The organism is Tenacibaculum amylolyticum (assembly GCF_964511145.1).
GTDB classification, from domain to species: Bacteria; Bacteroidota; Bacteroidia; order Flavobacteriales; family Flavobacteriaceae; genus Polaribacter; species Polaribacter amylolyticum.
On the sequence record NZ_CAZEFZ010000001.1, the window covers coordinates 125,299 to 144,382 of the forward strand.

Sequence of the window (19,084 nt, forward strand, 5' to 3'; positions counted from 1 at the left end):
TACAAAATTATTCTTAAAATAAAAAAGAGGCAGGAAATTCCTGCCTCTTTTAGTAAGGTTTATTTTCTAATACCTAATTCCTTAATAATTGCACGATATCTGTTGATATCTTTCTTCTTAAGGTAATCTAAAAGGCTTCTACGTTTACCTACCATTTTAACTAACGAACGCTCTGTGTTAAAATCTTTACGATTCTTTTTTAAGTGCTCAGTTAAGTGGTTAATTCTGTGCGTAAATAATGCGATTTGTCCTTCTGCAGAACCTGTATCTTGTGCACCTTTACCATGTTTCGAGAAAATTTCCTCTTTTACTTCTTTCGTTAAATACATACCAATATTGTTTAAATGATTTTAATGTACCAATGATTTTTCATTGAAGTGGCAAATGTACAATTATTTTTTTAAAGTAAGTTCTTTATGAAGTTTTAATTAAAGGCTTGTTAATTCCTTTTTTAAAGGTTGAATTAAACCTTTTTTAAAAAGGAAAGTCAAAGAACCAGATTAACTTTTAAATTCTATTAATTATGACACGTAAAGTTTTAAAATTTGGATTTTTAGCAATTATTGGAGGAATGATTCTTACTGCATGTTCTAATAATGAAGAGAATGTTTTTGACAGTGATTTAAGTACAGCAGATATTGAAAGTGTAGTTCTAACAGACGATATTACTGCAGATATAGATAATGTACTTGAAGATGATGATAATGATTTTAATTTATTAGGAAGAGGAACAGATCAAAGTAGTAGTGTAGCAGATTGTGTGGTGAGAACAGTTGAAGAGAATGCAGAAAATCAAACTAAAACGATTACGTTAGATTTTGGAGATGGTTGTGTGGGAAGAAGAGGGCGTGAGTTTTCGGGAAAGATCATTATTGTATATGAAAGAACAGATACAGGATATTCTAAATCCGTTACGTTTGATGGTTTTGCTATTGATGGAAATCAAATTGAAGGATCGAAATCTGTTGTAAAGGTAAAGGAGAATGGAAATGGTAACAAAGAAGCTACACATACTGTTGCAATAACAGTAATACTTTCTACAGGTGAAACAGTAAGTTTGGAAGGAACAAGAATAAGAGAAAAAATTGAAGGAGACGATACTGCAAATAGAGGAGATGATGTGTATTCAATTTCTGGAAACTGGAAATTTGTTACTAAGGAAGGAAATGAGTTTACAGGAAATATTGTTGAGAATTTACGCAGAGAATATGCTTGTAAATATATAGTTAGTGGAGTAACGGAGATTACTAAAAATGGAACAATGTATACCCTAGACTTTGGAGATGGGGAATGTGATAATAAAGCTACTGTAACAAATGCAGATGGAGAAACAAGAGAAATTTCTTTAAGAAGAAGATAGAAAAACAGTAGTATGTAGTAGTTTTTCAGAAAAAAACCAGCCTTAATGGCTGGTTTTTTGGTTATGCTCTTACAGGTTGATTTTGTATTAAATCTAAATACAAGTTCACCTTTTCTTTCAAGTCTTTACGTTCATAAATTGCATCTAAGAAACCATGCTCTAAGACAAATTCAGATCTTTGGAAACCTTCTGGTAATTCTTTTCCTGTTGTATCTTTTACAACTCTAGGTCCTGCAAATGCAATTAAAGCATTAGGTTCTGCAATATTAATGTCTCCTAACATTGCAAAAGAAGCTGTAGTACCTCCTGTTGTTGGATCTGTACATAAAGATACATAAGGAATTTTAGCATCTGCTAATTGAGCTAACTTCGCAGAAGTTTTTACCAATTGCATTAAAGATAAAGATGCTTCCATCATACGTGCTCCTCCAGATTTTGAAATCATTAAAAAAGGAATATTGTGTTTTATTGAATAATCAATAGCACGTGCTATTTTTTCTCCAACTACACTTCCCATAGATCCACCAATAAAAGCGAAATCCATAGCGGCAATTACTAAATCTTTACCTAATGATTTACCTACTGCAGTTCTTACAGCATCTTTTAAACCTGTTTTTTCTTGTGCACTTTTTAAACGCTCAGGATATTTCTTAGTGTCTTCAAACTTTAATGGATCTTTAGCAGTTAACTTTTCGTTTAACTCTGTAAATTCATTATTGTCAAAAAATAACTCGAAATATTCTGTACTACCAACTCTTACGTGATATCCGTCTTCTGGACTCACATAAAGGTTCTTTTTTAACTCATCCGTGTCAATTATTTTACCACTTGGAGTCTTGTACCACAAACCTTTTGGTGTGTCTTTCTTCTCTTCTGTAGGGGTTTGTATTCCCTTGTCTTTTCGTTTAAACCAAGCCATAGTATAGGTGTTATATAGTATTAGTTAGTCTGTTTCTAGGGTTCAAGTTTACTACTTAATTCTAAAATATCATGCTAAATAATAAAATAAATTTTAAATATCACCCTAAAAATTACAAAGTATCAATATTGTTTAAGTCTTCGAAAGCCTTTTTTAAGCGTGTAATAAAGGTTTTCTCACCTTCACGTAACCATTTACGTGGATCGTAATATTTTTTGTTTGGTACGTCGTCTCCTTCTGGATTTCCAATTTGAGTTTGTAAGTAAGCTGCATTTTCTTTCATGTAATCACGAATTCCTTCGTTGAAAGCATATTGTAAATCGGTATCGATATTCATTTTGATAACTCCATATCCAATAGCTTCACGAATTTCTTCTACAGTAGAACCAGATCCTCCGTGGAAAACAAAATCGATTGTATTATGCGGTACGTTATAGTTTTCTGAAATATACTCTTGAGAGTTCTTTAAGATTTTTGGAGTTAATTTTACATTTCCTGGTTTATATACTCCATGAACATTTCCAAAAGCTGCTGCAATAGTAAATTGATCGCTAACTTTTAATAATTCTTCATAAGCATAAGCAACTTCTTCTGGTTGTGTATATAATTTAGAGCTATCTACATCTGTATTATCAACACCATCTTCTTCACCACCAGTAATACCTAGTTCAATCTCTAAAGTCATTCCCATTTTACTCATACGAGCTAAATATTCTTTACAAATCTCAATATTTTCCTCTAAAGATTCCTCAGAAAGATCAATCATATGAGAACTATATAATGGTTTTCCTGTTTCAGCGAAATGCTTTTCACTTGCATCTAATAAACCGTCAATCCAAGGTAATAACTTCTTAGCAGCATGATCTGTATGTAAAATAACAGGTACGCCGTAAGCTTCAGCCATTAAATGTACATGTTTTGCTCCAGCAACTGCACCGGCAATAGCTGCTTTTTGATCTTCGTTAGATAATCCTTTACCAGCATTAAACTGTGCTCCTCCGTTAGAAAATTGGATGATTACAGGAGCGTTTACTTCTTTTGCTGTTTCTAAAACAGCGTTTATAGAATTAGAACCAACTACATTTACAGCTGGTAAAGCGAATGCTTTTTCTTTAGCAAGCTTAAATATTTCTTGAACTTCTCGTCCTGTGGCTACTCCTGGTTTAATCATTTTAAAAATTTTAGATTAGTTTTTGAATAGAAACAAAACTACATAATTTTTTAATGCATAGAGGTAAAAAGAGAGATTGATTACGATTACGTTATCGTAACATAATTATATTAGAAAGGATAGTTAATTCCAATGTTATAAACAGCATTGGCAAAATTAAAATGCTGAAACCATCTGTTTTGAGTTAAGTATGGTTCTCTTACTTTAAAACCGAGGTCTAGTCTAGCAACTAAAAACCTAAAATCATATCGGAAACCAAAGCCAGCACCCACAGCCATGTCTGTTAATGATTTTAAACCGTTAAATCGAGCAGCTTCGTCTACTAAAGAAGAATTGGTTATATCCCAAATATTTCCAGCATCCACGAAGATGGCACTTTTTAAACTTCCAGCAACATCAAAACGGTATTCAAAAGAAGATAAAAACTTTAAGCTTCCTATATTATATTCTAATCCTGGAGGCCTGGTTCCTGGACCTAAATCATAAGTTCTCCAAGCTCTAATATCGTTAGAACCACCAGCGAAGTAACTTCTAGAGAAAGGAATATCTGAATTATTATATGTTATGATTGCACCTAAAAAAGTACGGTGCGCTAACACATTGTTCTGACCTAAATCCCAGAACTTTTTGTATTCAATATCAGTTTTGAAATATTGCGCTACAGGGATTTTAAAAACAGTTTTTTGATTATTAGCATTTGTCTGATTAGAAAGCAGTCCCATTACATTCCCAGAATTAGCAACTCTTATTCTAAAATATGAAAAGCTAGCATCTTTTACATTTTCTTGGTTGTTATAAGTAAATGAATATGCTATTTCAGGAATTAAGAAATCTGAGGTAATAATTTGGTACCTATTTATAATGTTTAATAAAACTGTAGCACTTGCAGCATCTAAATTAGGAGAACTAGCAATTTGATTGGCATACGTGGTAATAGCCGAAAAATTACCAGGTTCATTCTCTGGTGCTGTAACATTTGGAAGCACAGTTTCTCCTATTCTGGTTAAACTATTATACTCAGACCTATAGATATTAAAGTAATTGCTCACATTTAAGTTTCTAATATATTGAGCGTTTAATAATTCTAATTGTATAGATTTTTTCTTGTTATACTGCCATTTATAATCAATACCTAGAGAAATGTTTTGTTTATCTAAAGCAATATTCTTTTGAATGGCTAAACCAGTAGTAAAGGTTGTTCTGGGAAGCATTCTTTTAGGAACTAACTTATGAAATCCGAAAGGAGCAATGAATCTTGGAACTTCCAAAGAAGCGTTAGCACCTATTTCCCAACCTGGACCATTATTAGAGTTGAAGTAACTTCCAGAAAAAGAAAGTTTAAAAATTTCTGCACCTTTAAAGGTATTTCTATTAGAAATAGAAAACTTTGCCGATGCATCAAAATTTCGAATGTTAGACCTAGAAAGTTCTGTTTCTACACCAATCGTATACTTTTCTATAGGTGTAAGGAAAATATTAGCGGCTAATTCTTCTGAATTTAAAGAACTATAACGAATAGAGGTAGCTTTAAAGTTTTTAAGACCTCTTAAATGAATTTGGGTTAAATTTCTAAGAGAGTCTGTATAGATCTGATTAGGTTTAATGAATATAGATTGCCCAAGATATTTAGGGTTATATTTTAGTTTTTTGTGAGCAAGAAAATTAATGCCATTATAAGAAACAGAATCTAAATAAGGTTCATTTCTGTTAGTATAAGTATAGTCAGTATAGATGTTAATTTCTTTAATTTTCTGTACCTTAAAAGGTTTAGAAACGTAAGAACCATTTTCTTCCACCAAACGATCTGAAATATCTAACTCTACTTTTGTTTTCTGATAATTTTGAAGCGTATCAATTGAAAATAAGATGTAATTATCGTTAAAATGATAAACTCCTTTATTTCTAAAAGATTTGACTAGGCGATTTGCTTCGTTAATAAAACTTTGATCTTTATAATGAGCTCCAACTTTTAAAAAACTTTTGTCTTTTTCAAGATTGTATAGTGAGTCTATTACTTTAGATTTTATATTGGTGTAAATGCTATCTAGAAAAGAAGGCTTGTTTTTTTCTACAAAATAAGTTATAGCTCCTTTTTTATCTCCTACAGTATCTTTTTTAGACCAAACTTTATTTCTAAAATATCCTTCAGTTATAAAGTAGTTTTGTAATTTCTTTTCAGTTCTTCTAGTTTTCTTTTGGTCTATAATTACAGGAGGTTGCCCATTGGTCAAATACCAATTGTTCAAACCAATAAAAGTATTAGCTACTGCTATACTCTGCTTTTCTGAAAATATATCTTTAAAAAGGTTGTACCATCTAGGATGATTTTTAGCCCATGCTTCTACATCTTGTGAACCTTTAGGGTTTCCTAAATTATAGAAATATAAAGAAAGAGGAAGACCAAGTGCTTTGGCATTAGGACGTTGTAGTAATAAACCCTTTATTCGTTCTTCTTTATTTTTAACACTGTCTACAACAATAGTATTTTTAGTCAGTAATAATTCATTTACAGGAACATGCTTTGTAGTACTACAAGAGCATAAAAGAAGAATACATAAAAAATTAAAAGAAAGTTTTTTCATTAACTTTACGATCGCATTTAACCTCTTAACTTTGCACTTAATTATGGAGGCTTGCTTTATAATTTAAAGTTGTTACCCTAGTGTAAAGTTTTACAAAAATCAATCCAAAGGTAACGGATTTTTCAAAAATACCATTTTTATAGTTAATTGCTGTTAAAAAACTGCCAATGAGTTTATCTAAAAATCATATAAAATTAGTTAATAGTTTACGTCAAAAAAAGTACAGACAACAACATGGTTTGTTTGTAGCTGAAGGAGTAAAGGTAATTCATGAACTTCTCGCTTCTGAATTAGAAGTTGAGACTATTTTTGCTATAGATGATTTTGATGCCTCCGGTATTACAGAATCAATAATTAGAATAGCTCCAGCAGAACTTAAAAAGATAAGTGGATTAAAAACACCAAATCAAGTATTAGGGGTTTTTAAGATTCCAAAGCAAAAACCAATTACAGATAAAGGGCTTGTAGTAGCATTAGATACGATCAATGACCCAGGAAACTTAGGAACTATTATTCGATTATGCGATTGGTTTGGTATAACAGAATTAATTTGTTCAAAAGATACAGTAGATGTATATAATCAAAAAGTAATACAGTCTACAATGGGTAGTGTTACTAGAGTTTCTATTGTGTATACAAATCTTACCGAAGTTATTCAAAAAACACAATTACCAGTATATGCTGCTGATATGGATGGAGACAACATATACGAAACTAAAATACCTACAGAAGCAATGTTAGTTATGGGGAATGAAGCAAATGGTATTTCCAAAGAAATAGAAGCGATCATTCAACATAAACTAACAATACCACGTTTTGGAACTATTCAGAAAACTGAAAGTTTAAATGTTGCCACAGCAACTGCTATTTTATTAAGTGAATTTAGAAGAGGATTAAAATAATCCGTTAATCTGTGAATCAATACGATCAATAATATAACCTAAATCTTCAGGTCTATCTACAAAGTCTAATTTATCAACTTCTATAATTAATAACTTACCTTTATTGTATTTACTAATCCATGCTTCGTAACGCTCATTTAATCGGCTTAAATAATCGATACTTATAGAACTTTCATAATCGCGTCCTCTTTTATGAATTTGTCCTACTAAAGTAGAAATATCTGCACGTAAATAAATTAGTAAATCTGGTGGTGTTACTAAATTCTCCATTAACTCAAAAAGAGAAGAATAATTACCAAAATCTCTATTGGTCATTAATCCCATGGCATGCAAGTTGGGAGCAAAAATATGAGCATCTTCATAAATAGTACGATCTTGTATAATAGTTTTTCCAGATCTACGTAATTCAAGAATTTGACGAAATCTACTATTTAAAAAATATACTTGTAAGTTAAACGACCAACGTTCCATTTCTCCGTAGAAATCGTCTAAGTATGGATTCTCATCTACCGATTCAAAATGCGGTTCCCAATTATAATGTTTTGCTAATAACTTAGTTAAAGTAGTTTTACCAGCCCCAATATTTCCTGCAATTGCAATGTGCATACAACATAGTTTTAAGGAGGTCAAAATTACATATTATTTCCGATTATTTTAGTTTTAGTACGTTAATTTATATCCATACCCACGAACATTAATGATTTCCACTGAAGTATCTTTTTTTAACTTTTTGCGAAGCTTTGAAATAAAGACATCCATACTTCTAGCGTTAAAAAAATCATCGTTACCCCATAATTTATTTAGAATGAAAGTTCTGTCTAGTACTTCGTTCTTTTTCTCTGTGAGATAATATAACAATTCTGCTTCTCTATGAGTAAGTAATTCTACCTCGTTATTGTAATAGAGTTTTTGTTTTTCGTAATTAAAAATAAAATCACCAATAGTTATTTTTTCTAAATTCTTTTTAAGTGTAACTCTATCTAATAAACTATGAACTCTAACAATTAGTTCTTCCATAGAGAAAGGTTTTTTTAAATAATCGTTTCCTCCATGTTGAAAGCCGTCTATTACATCTTTAGTTTGTGATTTAGCTGTAAGGAAAATGATAGGGATGCTATTATTTTCTGCTCTAATTTCTTTTGCTAATGTAAAGCCATCTTTTTTAGGCATCATTACATCTAATACCAATATTTCTGGTTGATGTTTTTGATAAATATCATAAGCTAATTCCCCATTCAATGCATGAAAAACTTCAAAATCGCGAGTTTCTAAACTTTCTTTTACAATTTGACCTAAACTTGGTTCATCTTCGGCTAGTAATAATTTTATCTTTTTACTCATGAGTCAGGTTAATTTTAAAAACGGTTTTTCCAGGGGTAGCATGTAAGCTTATAGTACCGTTATGTTTTTCAATGATTTTTTTAGTGTAATATAATCCAATACCAAAACCTTTTACATCATGAGTGTTTCCTTTTGGAATCCTGTAGAACTTATCAAAGATTTTGTCTTGTTGATTTTTGTCAATTCCTTTTCCATTATCGGTAACAGAAATAGCAATACCATTACTTGTAGTGTGTAAAGCTACTTGTATTTCGTTACCACCATATTTAATTGCATTATCAATAAGGTTAGAAATTGAATTTTCAAAGTGAAACTCATCTATATTAAATAATAATTCTGATCCATCACTAGCGAAAGAAATATGTTTTTCTGTAGTAAGTAATTGATGTTTCTTGGTAAGTTTTTCTAATAGTACAACAATATCAATTGTCTCCTTTTTTAGTAAAAGTTTTTCGCTGTCTAGTGTGGCGGTTTCTAATAACTTTTCCACCATTAGATGTAATTTTTTTATTTGATTTTCTGAAATACTTACATATTTTTTTGTTTTCTCAGTGTCTTCAATAGCATTAAAATTATTAATAGCTTCTAAAGCTGTAGATACTGTGGTAATTGGTGTTTTAAATTCGTGTGTAATATTGCTAATTAAATCGTTCTTAATTTCAGCTAAAGCCTTTTGCTGATTAATTATCTTTAATAAATAAAAAAGACTGGAAATAACAGCTAATGATAATAGCAAGGATAATAAAATACCAGTAGAACTTCTTTTTAATGCTTCTATAGAAGGATTAGAATATTTCATTACAAAACGATTGTCAGGTCCTAGAAAGGTAGACTTTGAATCAATTACCTTAAGGTTTTTGGAAGTAATAGGGTTAAAAATTGTGTAAATGGTATCTTTTTTAAAGTATTCGAAGCCATAATTAACAGCTATTTTTTTTGCTGCTAATTGCTGCTGAAGTATAGAATCTATTTTTTCGGGATTTATAGTGTCATTTTGAACAGCCACAAAAATAGTTTCTAACCCTTTAATTAGTTTTAGACTATCAGTTGCTCTCTTTCCTCTAAAAACCCTTACATCGCTTGCACTATTTTGTTCTATATGAACACCAGTTTTTCCATCTTTATTAAATTGAGTAATGGCTTTTATTGAGCTGTTGAATCTTTTATCATGAGAATGATCTAATTCATGATCGCACATAATACTATCTATTATATGAGAAGTATCTCTAAAGTCTTTTGTGTCATCTGTCTCAAAATTAATAGAAGTAACTCTAAAATCAACTGTATTATAAATTGAATCCTGTTTTTTGCTTTTTGTTTTTGCAGAATCCTTTTTTGAAGTATCTATGGATTTAAAAATGTCTTTCCAAATAGCACTTGTTTTCTCTTTAGTAGTAGAATCTTTTTTATTCGTAACAATAGCGAAATAACTCCTCTTAGATAAATCAGCGAAGTATTGTTCAATAGAATTGTCTAAGCTTATTTGAATCTCGTTCATTACCCGCTGCTTGTTTTGCAAGTAATTTTTATAGTTCCAATAAAATTGAACAGCTATTGTCGTAAGAATAGTTGCTGTAATAAAATAGATGATCCACTGATGTTTCTGAGTTTTCATATCCCAAAATTACGGTTTAAATAGATATAAAATCAATCGGTTAACACTAGTTAACACTAGTTAACTCAAAAGCAAAAAAATCAAAAACATATTTGTAGTGTAATTTAAAAATCAACAAACTATGAACAAAATTCTATTATTACTAATGCTTCTCGTAGCAGCAAAATTAAGTGGACAAGAAGAGGTAACTACAGCAGAAATTCATAACAGAAAAATAATATCACTTATTTACACGGTTGATTCTTTAGATGAATTAAATACGATTCAATGGGACAATATAAAAGAGATTGTTAAGGATAACGATAAAGAAGATAAGATTGCTATTGGCTGTAATGTAAAGGATGAAAACAGAAAAGAATGTGAAAAGAAATACAAATATAAATTTGTTGTTAGAGGTAAATCGGAAGATATAGATCATACAATAACCATAGCAAAAAGAATAACAAAAGCAATCCAAAAACTATAAAAAACAAGAGTCATGAGAAATATAATTTTACTATTTGTGTCAATGTTAACGGTAGCCGTTTATGGACAAAATTTTCAGGGTAAAGCAACATATAAAACCCATAGAAATATGGACATAAAAGTTAGTTCTGGTGATAATGCTCCTAATTCAGATATACAAAAGAAATTGCATGAAAGAATGAAAAAAATGTTTCAGAAAACATATACACTAGCTTTTAATAAATCTGTTTCTACTTATACACAGAATAAAGAGTTAGAACCAGAAGTTAATAGCGGAGGTGTACAAATAATGATGTTTGGAAATGGTGGAGGAAACGACGTGTTATATAAAGATGTATTACATAAAGAATATATTAATAAAACAGAGATTAGCGGAAAACGATTTCTTATTGAAGATACATTGCCAGAGACACCATGGGAAATGACTTCTGAAACTAAAAAAATAGGAAACTATACTTGTTATAAGGCAACAAGATCTAGAGAAGAAGAACAAAGAAGTTTTACCATGACAGATGGGGAGCAAGAAGAAAGCACAAAAACAGTAACTATTACAACAGAAGCTTGGTATACACCACAAATTCCAGTGAGCAATGGACCAGGAATGTATTGGGGGTTGCCAGGATTGATTTTGGAAATTCATGAAGGAAAACAAACTATTGTGTGTACAGAAATTGTTTTAAATCCATCAGAAAAAATTGAGATAAAAAAACCTAGAAAAGGAAAAAAAGTATCTCAAGAAAAGTTCGATAAAATTATGGAAGAGAAAACAGAAGAAATGATGGAGCGATTTAAAAATAATAGAAAAACAAAAGGTAATGGAGAATCTATTAGTATAGAGATTAGAGGTTAATTATATAAGTGGTTTAAACCTTTAGTTTATTCTATAGTCTAACAGAAGATAACTGAAGTTATCTTGAATATAAATAAAGCTAATCGATATGAAACCACTTATTACTTATCTATTTATTTTTTGCTCTGTAGTGTGTTTTGCACAAAAAAACTTTTCTGGAAGAGCTGTTTATCAATCTAAAACATCGTTTGATATGGAACGATTCAATAATCGTGATATGTCTGAACAGCAAAAGAAGCGGATAATGGATCGGATGAAAAACATGTTAGAAAAGACATACATATTAAACTTTAATAAAACAGCTTCTATATACGAAGAAGAAGAAAAATTAGAAGCACCTGGAAGAGGAGGTGGATTTCGATTTGGAGGTTTTACAGGAGGAACACAGTATAAAAATACAATTAGTAAAGACTTTTTAGAAGAAACAGAATTTTTTGGAAAAAACTTTTTAATTAAAGAAAAAGTTGAGCTGCCTAGCTGGGAAATGGGAGCAGAAACCAAAAAAATAGGAAACTATGTTTGTTATAAGGCTACAATGTTAAAAAAAACAGACGCTTTAGATTGGCAAAATATGCGAAGAAGAAGTCGTGGTAGAGATAAAAAAAGAAAAGATGATGAGGCTACTAAAAAAGTAACTGAAGATATAGAAATGCCAAAAGAAGTTTTAGTAACTGCATGGTATACACCACAAATTCCAGTTAGTAACGGACCAGGAGAATATTGGGGGTTACCAGGTTTAATCTTAGAGGTAAATGCAGGAAACACTACAGTTTTATGTACAGAAGTTGTGTTGAATCCTAAAAATTCAATTGATATTAAAGAGCCTTCTAAAGGAAAAGAAGTAACTAGAAAAGAATACAATGCTATTGTGAAAAAGAAGATGGAAGAAATGCAAGAAATATGGAAGGGAAGAAGAGGAGGAAGAGGTCGAGGCTCTAGACGTTAGATAATCAAATTTTTAATAATGAAAAAAATAATTCTTATAGCAATTTTATTAATTGCTTGTCATACTAGTGCCCAAATTAAACTTACGGGAGTAGTAAAAGATAGTATAGGTAATACATTAGAAATGGCAAATATTATTGCTATTAACAAACAAACTAAAAAGATAGACTCCTATGGTTTTACAGATGCATTTGGGAATTATAAATTGAACCTGAATAAGAATGCGAATTATACTGTTAAAGCAAGTTATGTAGGAATGAAAACAGGAACTTTAGAAGTTGGAACAAAAGAAGCAGATTTAACAAGAGATATTATACTCGCCTTAGATAATACATTAGATGAGGTAGAAATTATTTCTAAAATGCCAGTAACAGTTAAAGGAGATACAATTGTTTACAATGCAGATTCTTTTAAGAGTGGTACTGAAAAAAAATTAGAAGATGTTCTTAAGAAATTACCGGGTGTAGAAGTGAATGATGAAGGAGAAATTCAAGTGGAAGGAAAGACCGTGAATAAGGTAATGGTAGAAGGAAAAGATTTTTTTGATGGAGATACGAAGCTAGCTACTAAAAATATTCCTGCAAATGCAATTGATAAGGTGCAAGTATTGAAGAATCATAGTGAAGTACGACAAATGAGTAGTGTTACTGATAATGAAGATAACATTGTGATTAATTTAAAGCTAAAAGAAGGGAAAAAGAATTTTTGGTTTGGAGAAGTTGCTGCTGGAATTGGTATGGGAACAGAAGATACTAGATACATAGTACATCCAAAATTATTTTATTACAGTCCAAAGTATAGCTTGAATTTAATTACCGATTTTAATAACATTGGGGAAATCCCTTTTACACGTCGCGATTATTTTAAGTTCACTGGAGGTTTTAGAGGTGGAGGAGGAAGAGGAACAGGGTTTAATGTTGCCTCTTCAGATATTGGTTTCTTAACATTAAGAAATAATAGGGCTAAAGAAATTGAATCTCGTTTTGGCGCACTTAATTTTAGTTATGCTCCTAAAAAGAATTGGGATATTAGCGGATTTGCAATTTATTCTGGATCAGATACGGATTTAGAAGAAAATACAATACGTAATTACTTAAATCCAGATAATAACAACGATGCAGCTATAGATACAGAAACTACACAAAGTACCACAAACCAGCAAAACGATTTAGGATTGATTAAGTTAAGTTCTAGTTATAAGCCAAACACAGATAATCAGTTTGATTATGATATTTTTGCGAAAATTTCAGATCAGCAAGAAAGACAATTGTTAACTTCAGAAAGAACAACTATCGGAGGAATAACAACTACGGTTCCTATTACAGAGTTAACAACGCAGAATCCTTTTTCGATTAATCAGAATATTAACTACTATTATACATTAAACGATCGCAACATATTTGCTTTTGAAGCACAACATTTATGGCAAGATGAAGATCCATTTTATAATGCAAGATTATCTCAGTTGTCGTTTTTTAATCAACTAGGATTAACAGATCAACCGTTATTTGATGTTTCTCAGAATAAAAGAGTAAAAACGAATAAAGTTGATGCAAAATTAGATTATTACTATGTAATTAATCCTAAGAGTAATGTAAACGTAACTTTAGGAACTACATTGAGTAATCAAGAATTTAACTCAGATGTATTTCAAGTATTAACAAACGGAGATCAACAAAATATTAATAATCCAAATGCAATTAATAATGTAGATTATTCTTTTGATGATTATTATGTTGGATTACACTATAAGTTTATTACTGGAATTTTTACATTTAATCAAGGGGTTACTGCGCATAAGTACTCAGCAAAAAACACACAACTAGGGAGTGTTTTTGATAACAGTTTTACAAAACTATTACCAGATGCTTCTATTAAAGTTGCACTTAAGAAATCTGAAACACTGAGATTAAATTATAGTCAGCAAGTTAGTTTTACAGATATTAACAGTGTTGCAGAAGGATTTGTATTTAATAATTATAATAGTTTGTATAGCGGGAATAGAGAATTAGAAAATTCATTATCTCATAATGTGAATTTGAGCTATTTCAGTTTCAATATGTTTAATTACACGAATGTTTTTGCAAATATTAACTATAGCAAACGAATTGATGCAGTAAAAGGAGCTACACGTTTTGATGGAGTAGATCAAGTATCTACTTCTATTAATTCAGTATTCCCTGATGAAACGATTTCTGCTAATGCAAATTTTCAGAAGAGTTATAGAAAATTTAAAGTAACACTAGGAGGAAATGTGGCGTATGCAATTTCTAATAATTTATTCTTTTCTGGACTAACAGGTGAAAATGAAAATAGAGAGTCGAATTCGTTTACACAAAATTATAATACAAGATTTAGCTCTAATTTTAGAAATGCCCCTAATTTTGATATAGGTTATAATGTAAGTATTAATAAATATGATCAAGGAGGAATTGTGAATACTTTTACAACGCATAGTCCTTTTGTAAGTTTTGATACGTTTATTACAGATGAATTAGTGTTCAACACAAAATACACGTATAACAATTTTAGAAATCAATCAAGAACATTGAACGATTATAGTTTTTGGGATGCAGATTTAAGCTACCAAAAAGGAGGAAGTAAATGGGAATACATTATCAAAGCAACGAATTTGTTAAATACAAGGTCTTTAAATCAAGATGAGTCGAATGCTATTTTTAATAGTTCTTCAGCATACATTGTACAACCAAGATTTGTAACCTTTAGTGTAAAGTACAATTTATAGTTTGTTTTGTATTAATCAAAAAGAAAGGCGCGTTATATACAACGCGCCTTTTTATCATTTTAAAGAGTAAACTAATATTACTAGTTTATCTTATAATAATCTTTCTAGTTGCTTTTTGATTACCATTTTCAACTTGTAACAAATATAAACCAGCATTTAAATTATTAAAGTTGAATTCTTCAGAGAAAGTAGCTGGTGTATTTCTAAACGCTTTACTTTCTACTAATCTTCCTCTAATATCAAATAACTTAATTGTAGTTTCATCAGAATTTAAAACTTTAAAGCTTACATTAAAGTTACCATTAGAAGGGTTAGGGTATAATATAAAATTCTCAAAAGCAAGATCATCAATAGATGCAGTTGGGTTACTAACATTTATTGTGTAATCCTCTGTTTCTCCCCATTCAGATGCATGGTTTGCGTCACATGCTCCTACAGTTAACGGGAATCCAGCGCCATCAAAATACTGAATAATAACTCTCATACGTGTAGATCCATTTAAAGCATTGTTAGGAATAGTAATGTTAGAGTTACGGGTATTAATATTTCCAGAACCAGATCCTAAATCGTATAATTCAGTATCATTATCGAAGGTGTAATCTTGATTCCAATCGATATACACATAAACATGATCTTGGAACCCTGCAGCATCAAAAGTTACACTTATTGGATATTCATTTCCAGCAGTTACATCTGTAGAAATTGAAGTATAATCAATATAACCATCCACCGTATCATTACCAGAGTTATTGTTTATGGTATTAAAAGTAACATTTGTAATATGATCAGTTCCCCCAGCATCATTTGTAAAAGTAGAAGCGCAGTAAGAAGGGTTTGCTGTTGTGAATTCCGAAACACTAGAATTAGCACCTTCACCACAAGAGTTTTTTGGTTTTACCAACCAATAGTATTTAGTATTTCGATTTAATGGAGCTGTAGGAGTAAAAGAGTTGGTATTAGTATTTTCATTGATAATTACATCTGCAAATGCAGCATCACTAGCTACAGTTATATCGTAAGAAGCCGCGTTTGGATCTGCTCCCCAAGAAAAAGTTGGTATTATATTAACTTCCGTAGCATTATCTACAGGAGCAGTTAAAGTAATATTATTGAAATTATCACCAATTACTTTTAGAAAAGCATCGGCAGTTTGAGTTACAGAAGTAGATTGCCCTTGAACAACAATTGTATATTCTTGTTGATTAACACCGTCTAAATTACTTACAGTCATAACAACATTCCCTTCTGCACTAATAGATGTAGGATTAAAGCTAGCAACTGCACCGCTAGGTAACCCTGTCGCTGATAAATTTATAGTTTCAGAAAAACCACTTACAAAATCAAAGTTTAATGTGTAATCAGCGGTACTGTTCCCTGAATTACAAACCGTTTGTTGATTTGTATTATTATTCATAATGAAAGTAGGAACTGTAGAGTTAATGGTAAAATTTGTAGAATTAACATTATAGAAAATATTCCCTATAGCCTCTACCATGATTCTAGCAGATAAAGTTGGGTTATTAGGAACACTAATTTGATGACTTCCATCATTTGGAGTACTTTCTACAAGAGTAATTGGAAAAGTAAGTCCACCATCAGTAGAAAGTTTAATTCGTACATTTTGACAATTAATAGGTGCTTGATCTGTTGTTGATTTATTCCAAGTAATTGTTTGTTGAGTACCAGTAGTCCATACTACTGCAGCATCAGGAGCAGTAACTAAAAACGGATCAGCATCTGTAACAGTAATTTTTAAATCATCTCTGTCACTAGCAGCTCCTCCAGGGTTATTATCTCTAACTAAGAAAGAGAAGTTCATTTCTCTTGCTACAGAAGGAATTACTTCCCATGTTGAAAAAGTAGAACCTGCTACAACTCTCGAAAGAGCAGGTAAGTATCTGTCAGGAGAATTTGTTGGAGGTAAAGACCTAAATAAAGGTCCACCTGCACTTGCCGAAGTAGGAGGCATTACTGCGATTTCTGTATCAATTTGCTCCCAACAATAAGTTAATCCTGCTGTTCCGTCTGCATCAGTTGCACTACCTCTTAATACTAAAGGTGTAGATTTTGGAACGCTTACATCTGCTCCAGCATTAGCAACAGGTGTTGCATTATTTGTATTAGTTATTGTAGCACAACTGGTGCTTCGAATGTGATTCCACATACTTGTAATACTAAATGAGTGAAAATAATCATCACTATTTACCTGAACATTTGGAGAACAAATTCCAGCATAAGCCATAATTGTAGATCCACTACCTGGCTCTACAGCATTAGCGGATGATCTATTGTTGTTACATGAGTTGTTAAATGTATGTGGCCCTCCAAATTGATGTCCAATTTCATGAGCAACAAAATCAATGTCATACGGATCTCCAATAGGGTTTCCTGTTCCTGTAATTCCTCTACCTTTTTGGGAATTTATACATACGACACCTAAACCGGCTAATCCACCACCTCCGGTACTAAATGTATGTCCAATATCATAATTTGCATTACCAATAACATTATCACATACAGTTTGACTTTCATTAATTAATGTACCAGCACTATCATTTGACAAATTATCAGTAGCTGGATCTAAAAATATTAAAGGGTTATTACCGTTTGTTAAAACAATATTCATTTTTACAGCCAACTCTTTTTCATATACTCCATTTACACGAGCCATGGTAGTGTTCATTGCAGATAATACTGCAGCTCTTTTTTGTGCGTCAGTACCTCCAGCAACACCTTGATTGTTTACGTGGAACTGTGCGTATTCACCAGTACATGCTAAAGCAAGACGATACGTTCTTAATCTTCCATCGTCTGGAGTACGATGATGTGTATCGTGTTCAATTTCTTTTTTTACTTCTTCTTCTTCAAAAAGACAATGAAAATCATTACTAGTATTTTGAATATTAGTTCTATTGTAAGAAATATAAGTTCCATTATCTTTAGTGTATGGATCTACATAAAATGTAGGATGTTGTCCAGAATATATAGTAATATGAACACCATCTGTTCCAATACTTACTTTTCCTGTTTCCGTTTCATCAGTGATACCTTTAATAGAATAAGATTTAATGAAGCCATATTTCTCATTCACAGGCTCAGTAAAATTTGAATCTTCAATAAGTTTATAGTTTGTTAACTTTCCATTATATCCAGGTAACGTGATTACCTTTTCTACACCTCTGGCTCCTTGAGTAAGTTCATTTTTAAAATTCTCTATATTTAAAGAATATAGGTTGAATTTTTTGGGTTGCGTTTTTCTAAATGTTAATTCACTCTTAGAAGCTGTGTTTTTGGAATTCATTTTTTTCCACGAACTTTGTGAATTGACAAACCCTACACATAATAGCGCTAGCACTAGTGTAATTTTATTCATAGGGGTTAAAATTTAAATTATTAATTAGGTTTAATAGTATTTATTAATGTTATCTATATAACAAAAACAAAGTAATTGTTAAAAATATGAATAAAAACGTCTATTTAACAGAATTATTACAGAAAGATTATAAAGAAACGTGGGATTATCAAACGGATTTATTACAAAGTATTATAGATGTTAAGATAAAAAATAGAAGGGAAAAGCAATCAAATCAAACAGATAATTACTTTTTGTTTGTAGAGCATCCTCATGTATATACGCTAGGGAAAAGTGGAGAAATGGAGCATTTGTTGTTGAATGAAAAGCAACTAAAAGAAAAAGAAATTGCTTTTTATAAAATAAACAGGGGAGGAGATATTACCTACCATGGGCCTGGACAAATTGTAGGGTATCCTATATTAGATTTAGAAAATTTCTTTACAGATATTCATAAATACCTTCGTTTATTAGAGGAAGTTATTATTAAAGTTATTGGAGAGTATGGTTTAAAAGGAGAGAGAAGTGAAGGAGAAACGGGAGTTTGGTTAGATGTAGGAACTCCTTTTGCAAGAAAAATATGTGCTATGGGAATTCGAACGAGTCGTTGGGTAACAATGCACGGTTTCGCATTAAATGTAAATACAGATTTAGGATATTTTGACCATATTATACCTTGTGGAATTAGAGGGAAAGCGGTTACTTCTATGGAAGCAGAATTAGGTAGACAAGTAGATTTAGAAGAAGTCAAGATGAAAATTCTTGCTCATTTTAAAGAACAATTTGAAGTAAAAGAATTCATAAAAAAAGCGAGCTTGTAAGCTCGCTTTTTTATA

At 31.0% G+C, this 19,084-nt stretch carries 15 protein-coding genes; 7 read left to right on the plus strand and 8 right to left on the minus strand.

Annotated features, from left to right (window positions below):
• Positions 1 to 59 precede the first annotated feature (59 nt).
• Positions 60 to 329, minus strand: a complete 270-nt coding sequence (gene rpsO / locus ACKTTC_RS00560) for a 30S ribosomal protein S15 (protein ID WP_408037313.1) — start codon at positions 327 to 329, stop codon at positions 60 to 62.
• A 194-nt stretch (positions 330 to 523) separates the two neighbouring features.
• Between rpsO and ACKTTC_RS00565 the strand changes: the two genes are divergently transcribed.
• A complete protein-coding gene (locus ACKTTC_RS00565; RefSeq protein WP_408037314.1) occupies positions 524 to 1,360 on the plus strand; it encodes a hypothetical protein in 837 nt (278 codons plus the stop codon).
• A 61-nt stretch (positions 1,361 to 1,421) separates the two neighbouring features.
• Here the strand turns inward: ACKTTC_RS00565 and accD are convergent, their stop codons facing one another.
• From accD to tamL, 3 genes are all read right to left on the minus strand, one after another.
• Positions 1,422 to 2,279, minus strand: coding sequence for an acetyl-CoA carboxylase, carboxyltransferase subunit beta (gene accD, locus ACKTTC_RS00570; protein WP_408037315.1), 858 nt, complete (start codon positions 2,277 to 2,279; stop codon positions 1,422 to 1,424).
• Between the two features lie 112 nt (positions 2,280 to 2,391).
• Positions 2,392 to 3,450: a class II fructose-bisphosphate aldolase gene (gene fbaA, locus ACKTTC_RS00575; RefSeq protein WP_408037317.1), complete on the minus strand. Its 1,059-nt coding sequence runs from the start codon at positions 3,448 to 3,450 to the stop codon at positions 2,392 to 2,394.
• Positions 3,451 to 3,560: 110 nt separating this feature from the next.
• Entirely contained in the window at positions 3,561 to 6,032 is a 2,472-nt protein-coding gene (gene tamL, locus ACKTTC_RS00580; protein WP_408037319.1) for a translocation and assembly module lipoprotein TamL, read from the minus strand.
• Positions 6,033 to 6,199: 167 nt separating this feature from the next.
• On the opposite strand from tamL, the gene ACKTTC_RS00585 reads away from it, so the two are divergent.
• A complete protein-coding gene (locus ACKTTC_RS00585; RefSeq protein ID WP_408037321.1) occupies positions 6,200 to 6,934 on the plus strand; it encodes a TrmH family RNA methyltransferase in 735 nt (244 codons plus the stop codon).
• Here the strand turns inward: ACKTTC_RS00585 and ACKTTC_RS00590 are convergent.
• From ACKTTC_RS00590 to ACKTTC_RS00600, 3 genes are read right to left on the minus strand one after another with little or no spacing between them, the layout of a single operon-like run.
• Complete coding sequence (locus ACKTTC_RS00590; protein ID WP_408037323.1) at positions 6,926 to 7,540, minus strand: deoxynucleoside kinase; 615 nt, start codon at positions 7,538 to 7,540, stop codon at positions 6,926 to 6,928. The two genes, ACKTTC_RS00585 and ACKTTC_RS00590, sit on opposite strands and share 9 nt — an antisense overlap.
• A 54-nt stretch (positions 7,541 to 7,594) precedes the next feature.
• The gene (locus ACKTTC_RS00595) at positions 7,595 to 8,275 is read right to left on the minus strand and encodes a response regulator transcription factor (protein ID WP_408037325.1); all 681 of its coding nucleotides are present in this window, start codon (positions 8,273 to 8,275) and stop codon (positions 7,595 to 7,597) included.
• Positions 8,268 to 9,890, minus strand: a complete 1,623-nt coding sequence (locus ACKTTC_RS00600; protein WP_408037326.1) for a sensor histidine kinase — start codon at positions 9,888 to 9,890, stop codon at positions 8,268 to 8,270. Before ACKTTC_RS00600 ends, ACKTTC_RS00595 begins: the two co-directional genes overlap by 8 nt.
• Positions 9,891 to 10,011: 121 nt before the next feature.
• On the opposite strand from ACKTTC_RS00600, the gene ACKTTC_RS00605 reads away from it, so the two are divergent.
• The 4 genes from ACKTTC_RS00605 to ACKTTC_RS00620 all read left to right on the plus strand — a co-directional run bounded on the left by ACKTTC_RS00605 (position 10,012) and on the right by ACKTTC_RS00620 (position 14,896).
• On the plus strand, positions 10,012 to 10,356 hold the full coding sequence (locus ACKTTC_RS00605) for a hypothetical protein (RefSeq protein WP_408037327.1): 345 nt from the start codon (positions 10,012 to 10,014) through the stop codon (positions 10,354 to 10,356).
• Positions 10,357 to 10,368: 12 nt separating this feature from the next.
• Positions 10,369 to 11,205 carry a GLPGLI family protein gene (locus ACKTTC_RS00610; protein WP_408037328.1) on the plus strand — a complete coding sequence of 279 codons (837 nt, stop codon included), beginning with the start codon at positions 10,369 to 10,371 and terminating at the stop codon, positions 11,203 to 11,205.
• Positions 11,206 to 11,293: 88 nt separating this feature from the next.
• Positions 11,294 to 12,151, plus strand: a complete 858-nt coding sequence (locus ACKTTC_RS00615) for a GLPGLI family protein (RefSeq protein ID WP_408037329.1) — start codon at positions 11,294 to 11,296, stop codon at positions 12,149 to 12,151.
• Positions 12,152 to 12,169: 18 nt separating this feature from the next.
• Positions 12,170 to 14,896, plus strand: coding sequence for a carboxypeptidase regulatory-like domain-containing protein (locus tag ACKTTC_RS00620; protein ID WP_408037330.1), 2,727 nt, complete (start codon positions 12,170 to 12,172; stop codon positions 14,894 to 14,896).
• A gap of 85 nt (positions 14,897 to 14,981) precedes the next feature.
• Here the strand turns inward: ACKTTC_RS00620 and ACKTTC_RS00625 are convergent, their stop codons facing one another.
• Entirely contained in the window at positions 14,982 to 18,269 is a 3,288-nt protein-coding gene (locus tag ACKTTC_RS00625; RefSeq protein ID WP_408037331.1) for a zinc-dependent metalloprotease, read from the minus strand.
• Positions 18,270 to 18,355: 86 nt separating this feature from the next.
• Here ACKTTC_RS00625 and lipB point away from each other — a divergent pair, with 86 nt between their 5' ends.
• Entirely contained in the window at positions 18,356 to 19,069 is a 714-nt protein-coding gene (lipB, locus tag ACKTTC_RS00630; protein ID WP_408037332.1) for a lipoyl(octanoyl) transferase LipB, read from the plus strand.
• Positions 19,070 to 19,084 lie beyond the last annotated feature (15 nt).

Bases quoted from the DNA above. Each gene is read 5' to 3' on its own strand.
- ACKTTC_RS00605 (WP_408037327.1), top strand. From the start codon at position 10,012: ATGAACAAAATTCTATTATTACTAATGCTTCTCGTAGCAGCAAAATTA.
- ACKTTC_RS00595 (WP_408037325.1), bottom strand. From the start codon at position 8,275: ATGAGTAAAAAGATAAAATTATTACTAGCCGAAGATGAACCAAGTTTA.
- ACKTTC_RS00565 (WP_408037314.1), top strand. From the start codon at position 524: ATGACACGTAAAGTTTTAAAATTTGGATTTTTAGCAATTATTGGAGGA.
- lipB (WP_408037332.1), top strand. From the start codon at position 18,356: ATGAATAAAAACGTCTATTTAACAGAATTATTACAGAAAGATTATAAA.
- ACKTTC_RS00610 (WP_408037328.1), top strand. From the start codon at position 10,369: ATGAGAAATATAATTTTACTATTTGTGTCAATGTTAACGGTAGCCGTT.
- ACKTTC_RS00600 (WP_408037326.1), bottom strand. From the start codon at position 9,890: ATGAAAACTCAGAAACATCAGTGGATCATCTATTTTATTACAGCAACT.
- ACKTTC_RS00625 (WP_408037331.1), bottom strand. From the start codon at position 18,269: ATGAATAAAATTACACTAGTGCTAGCGCTATTATGTGTAGGGTTTGTC.
- ACKTTC_RS00615 (WP_408037329.1), top strand. From the start codon at position 11,294: ATGAAACCACTTATTACTTATCTATTTATTTTTTGCTCTGTAGTGTGT.
- rpsO (WP_408037313.1), bottom strand. From the start codon at position 329: ATGTATTTAACGAAAGAAGTAAAAGAGGAAATTTTCTCGAAACATGGT.
- ACKTTC_RS00585 (WP_408037321.1), top strand. From the start codon at position 6,200: ATGAGTTTATCTAAAAATCATATAAAATTAGTTAATAGTTTACGTCAA.
- ACKTTC_RS00590 (WP_408037323.1), bottom strand. From the start codon at position 7,540: ATGCACATTGCAATTGCAGGAAATATTGGGGCTGGTAAAACTACTTTA.
- accD (WP_408037315.1), bottom strand. From the start codon at position 2,279: ATGGCTTGGTTTAAACGAAAAGACAAGGGAATACAAACCCCTACAGAA.
- ACKTTC_RS00620 (WP_408037330.1), top strand. From the start codon at position 12,170: ATGAAAAAAATAATTCTTATAGCAATTTTATTAATTGCTTGTCATACT.
- fbaA (WP_408037317.1), bottom strand. From the start codon at position 3,450: ATGATTAAACCAGGAGTAGCCACAGGACGAGAAGTTCAAGAAATATTT.
- tamL (WP_408037319.1), bottom strand. From the start codon at position 6,032: ATGAAAAAACTTTCTTTTAATTTTTTATGTATTCTTCTTTTATGCTCT.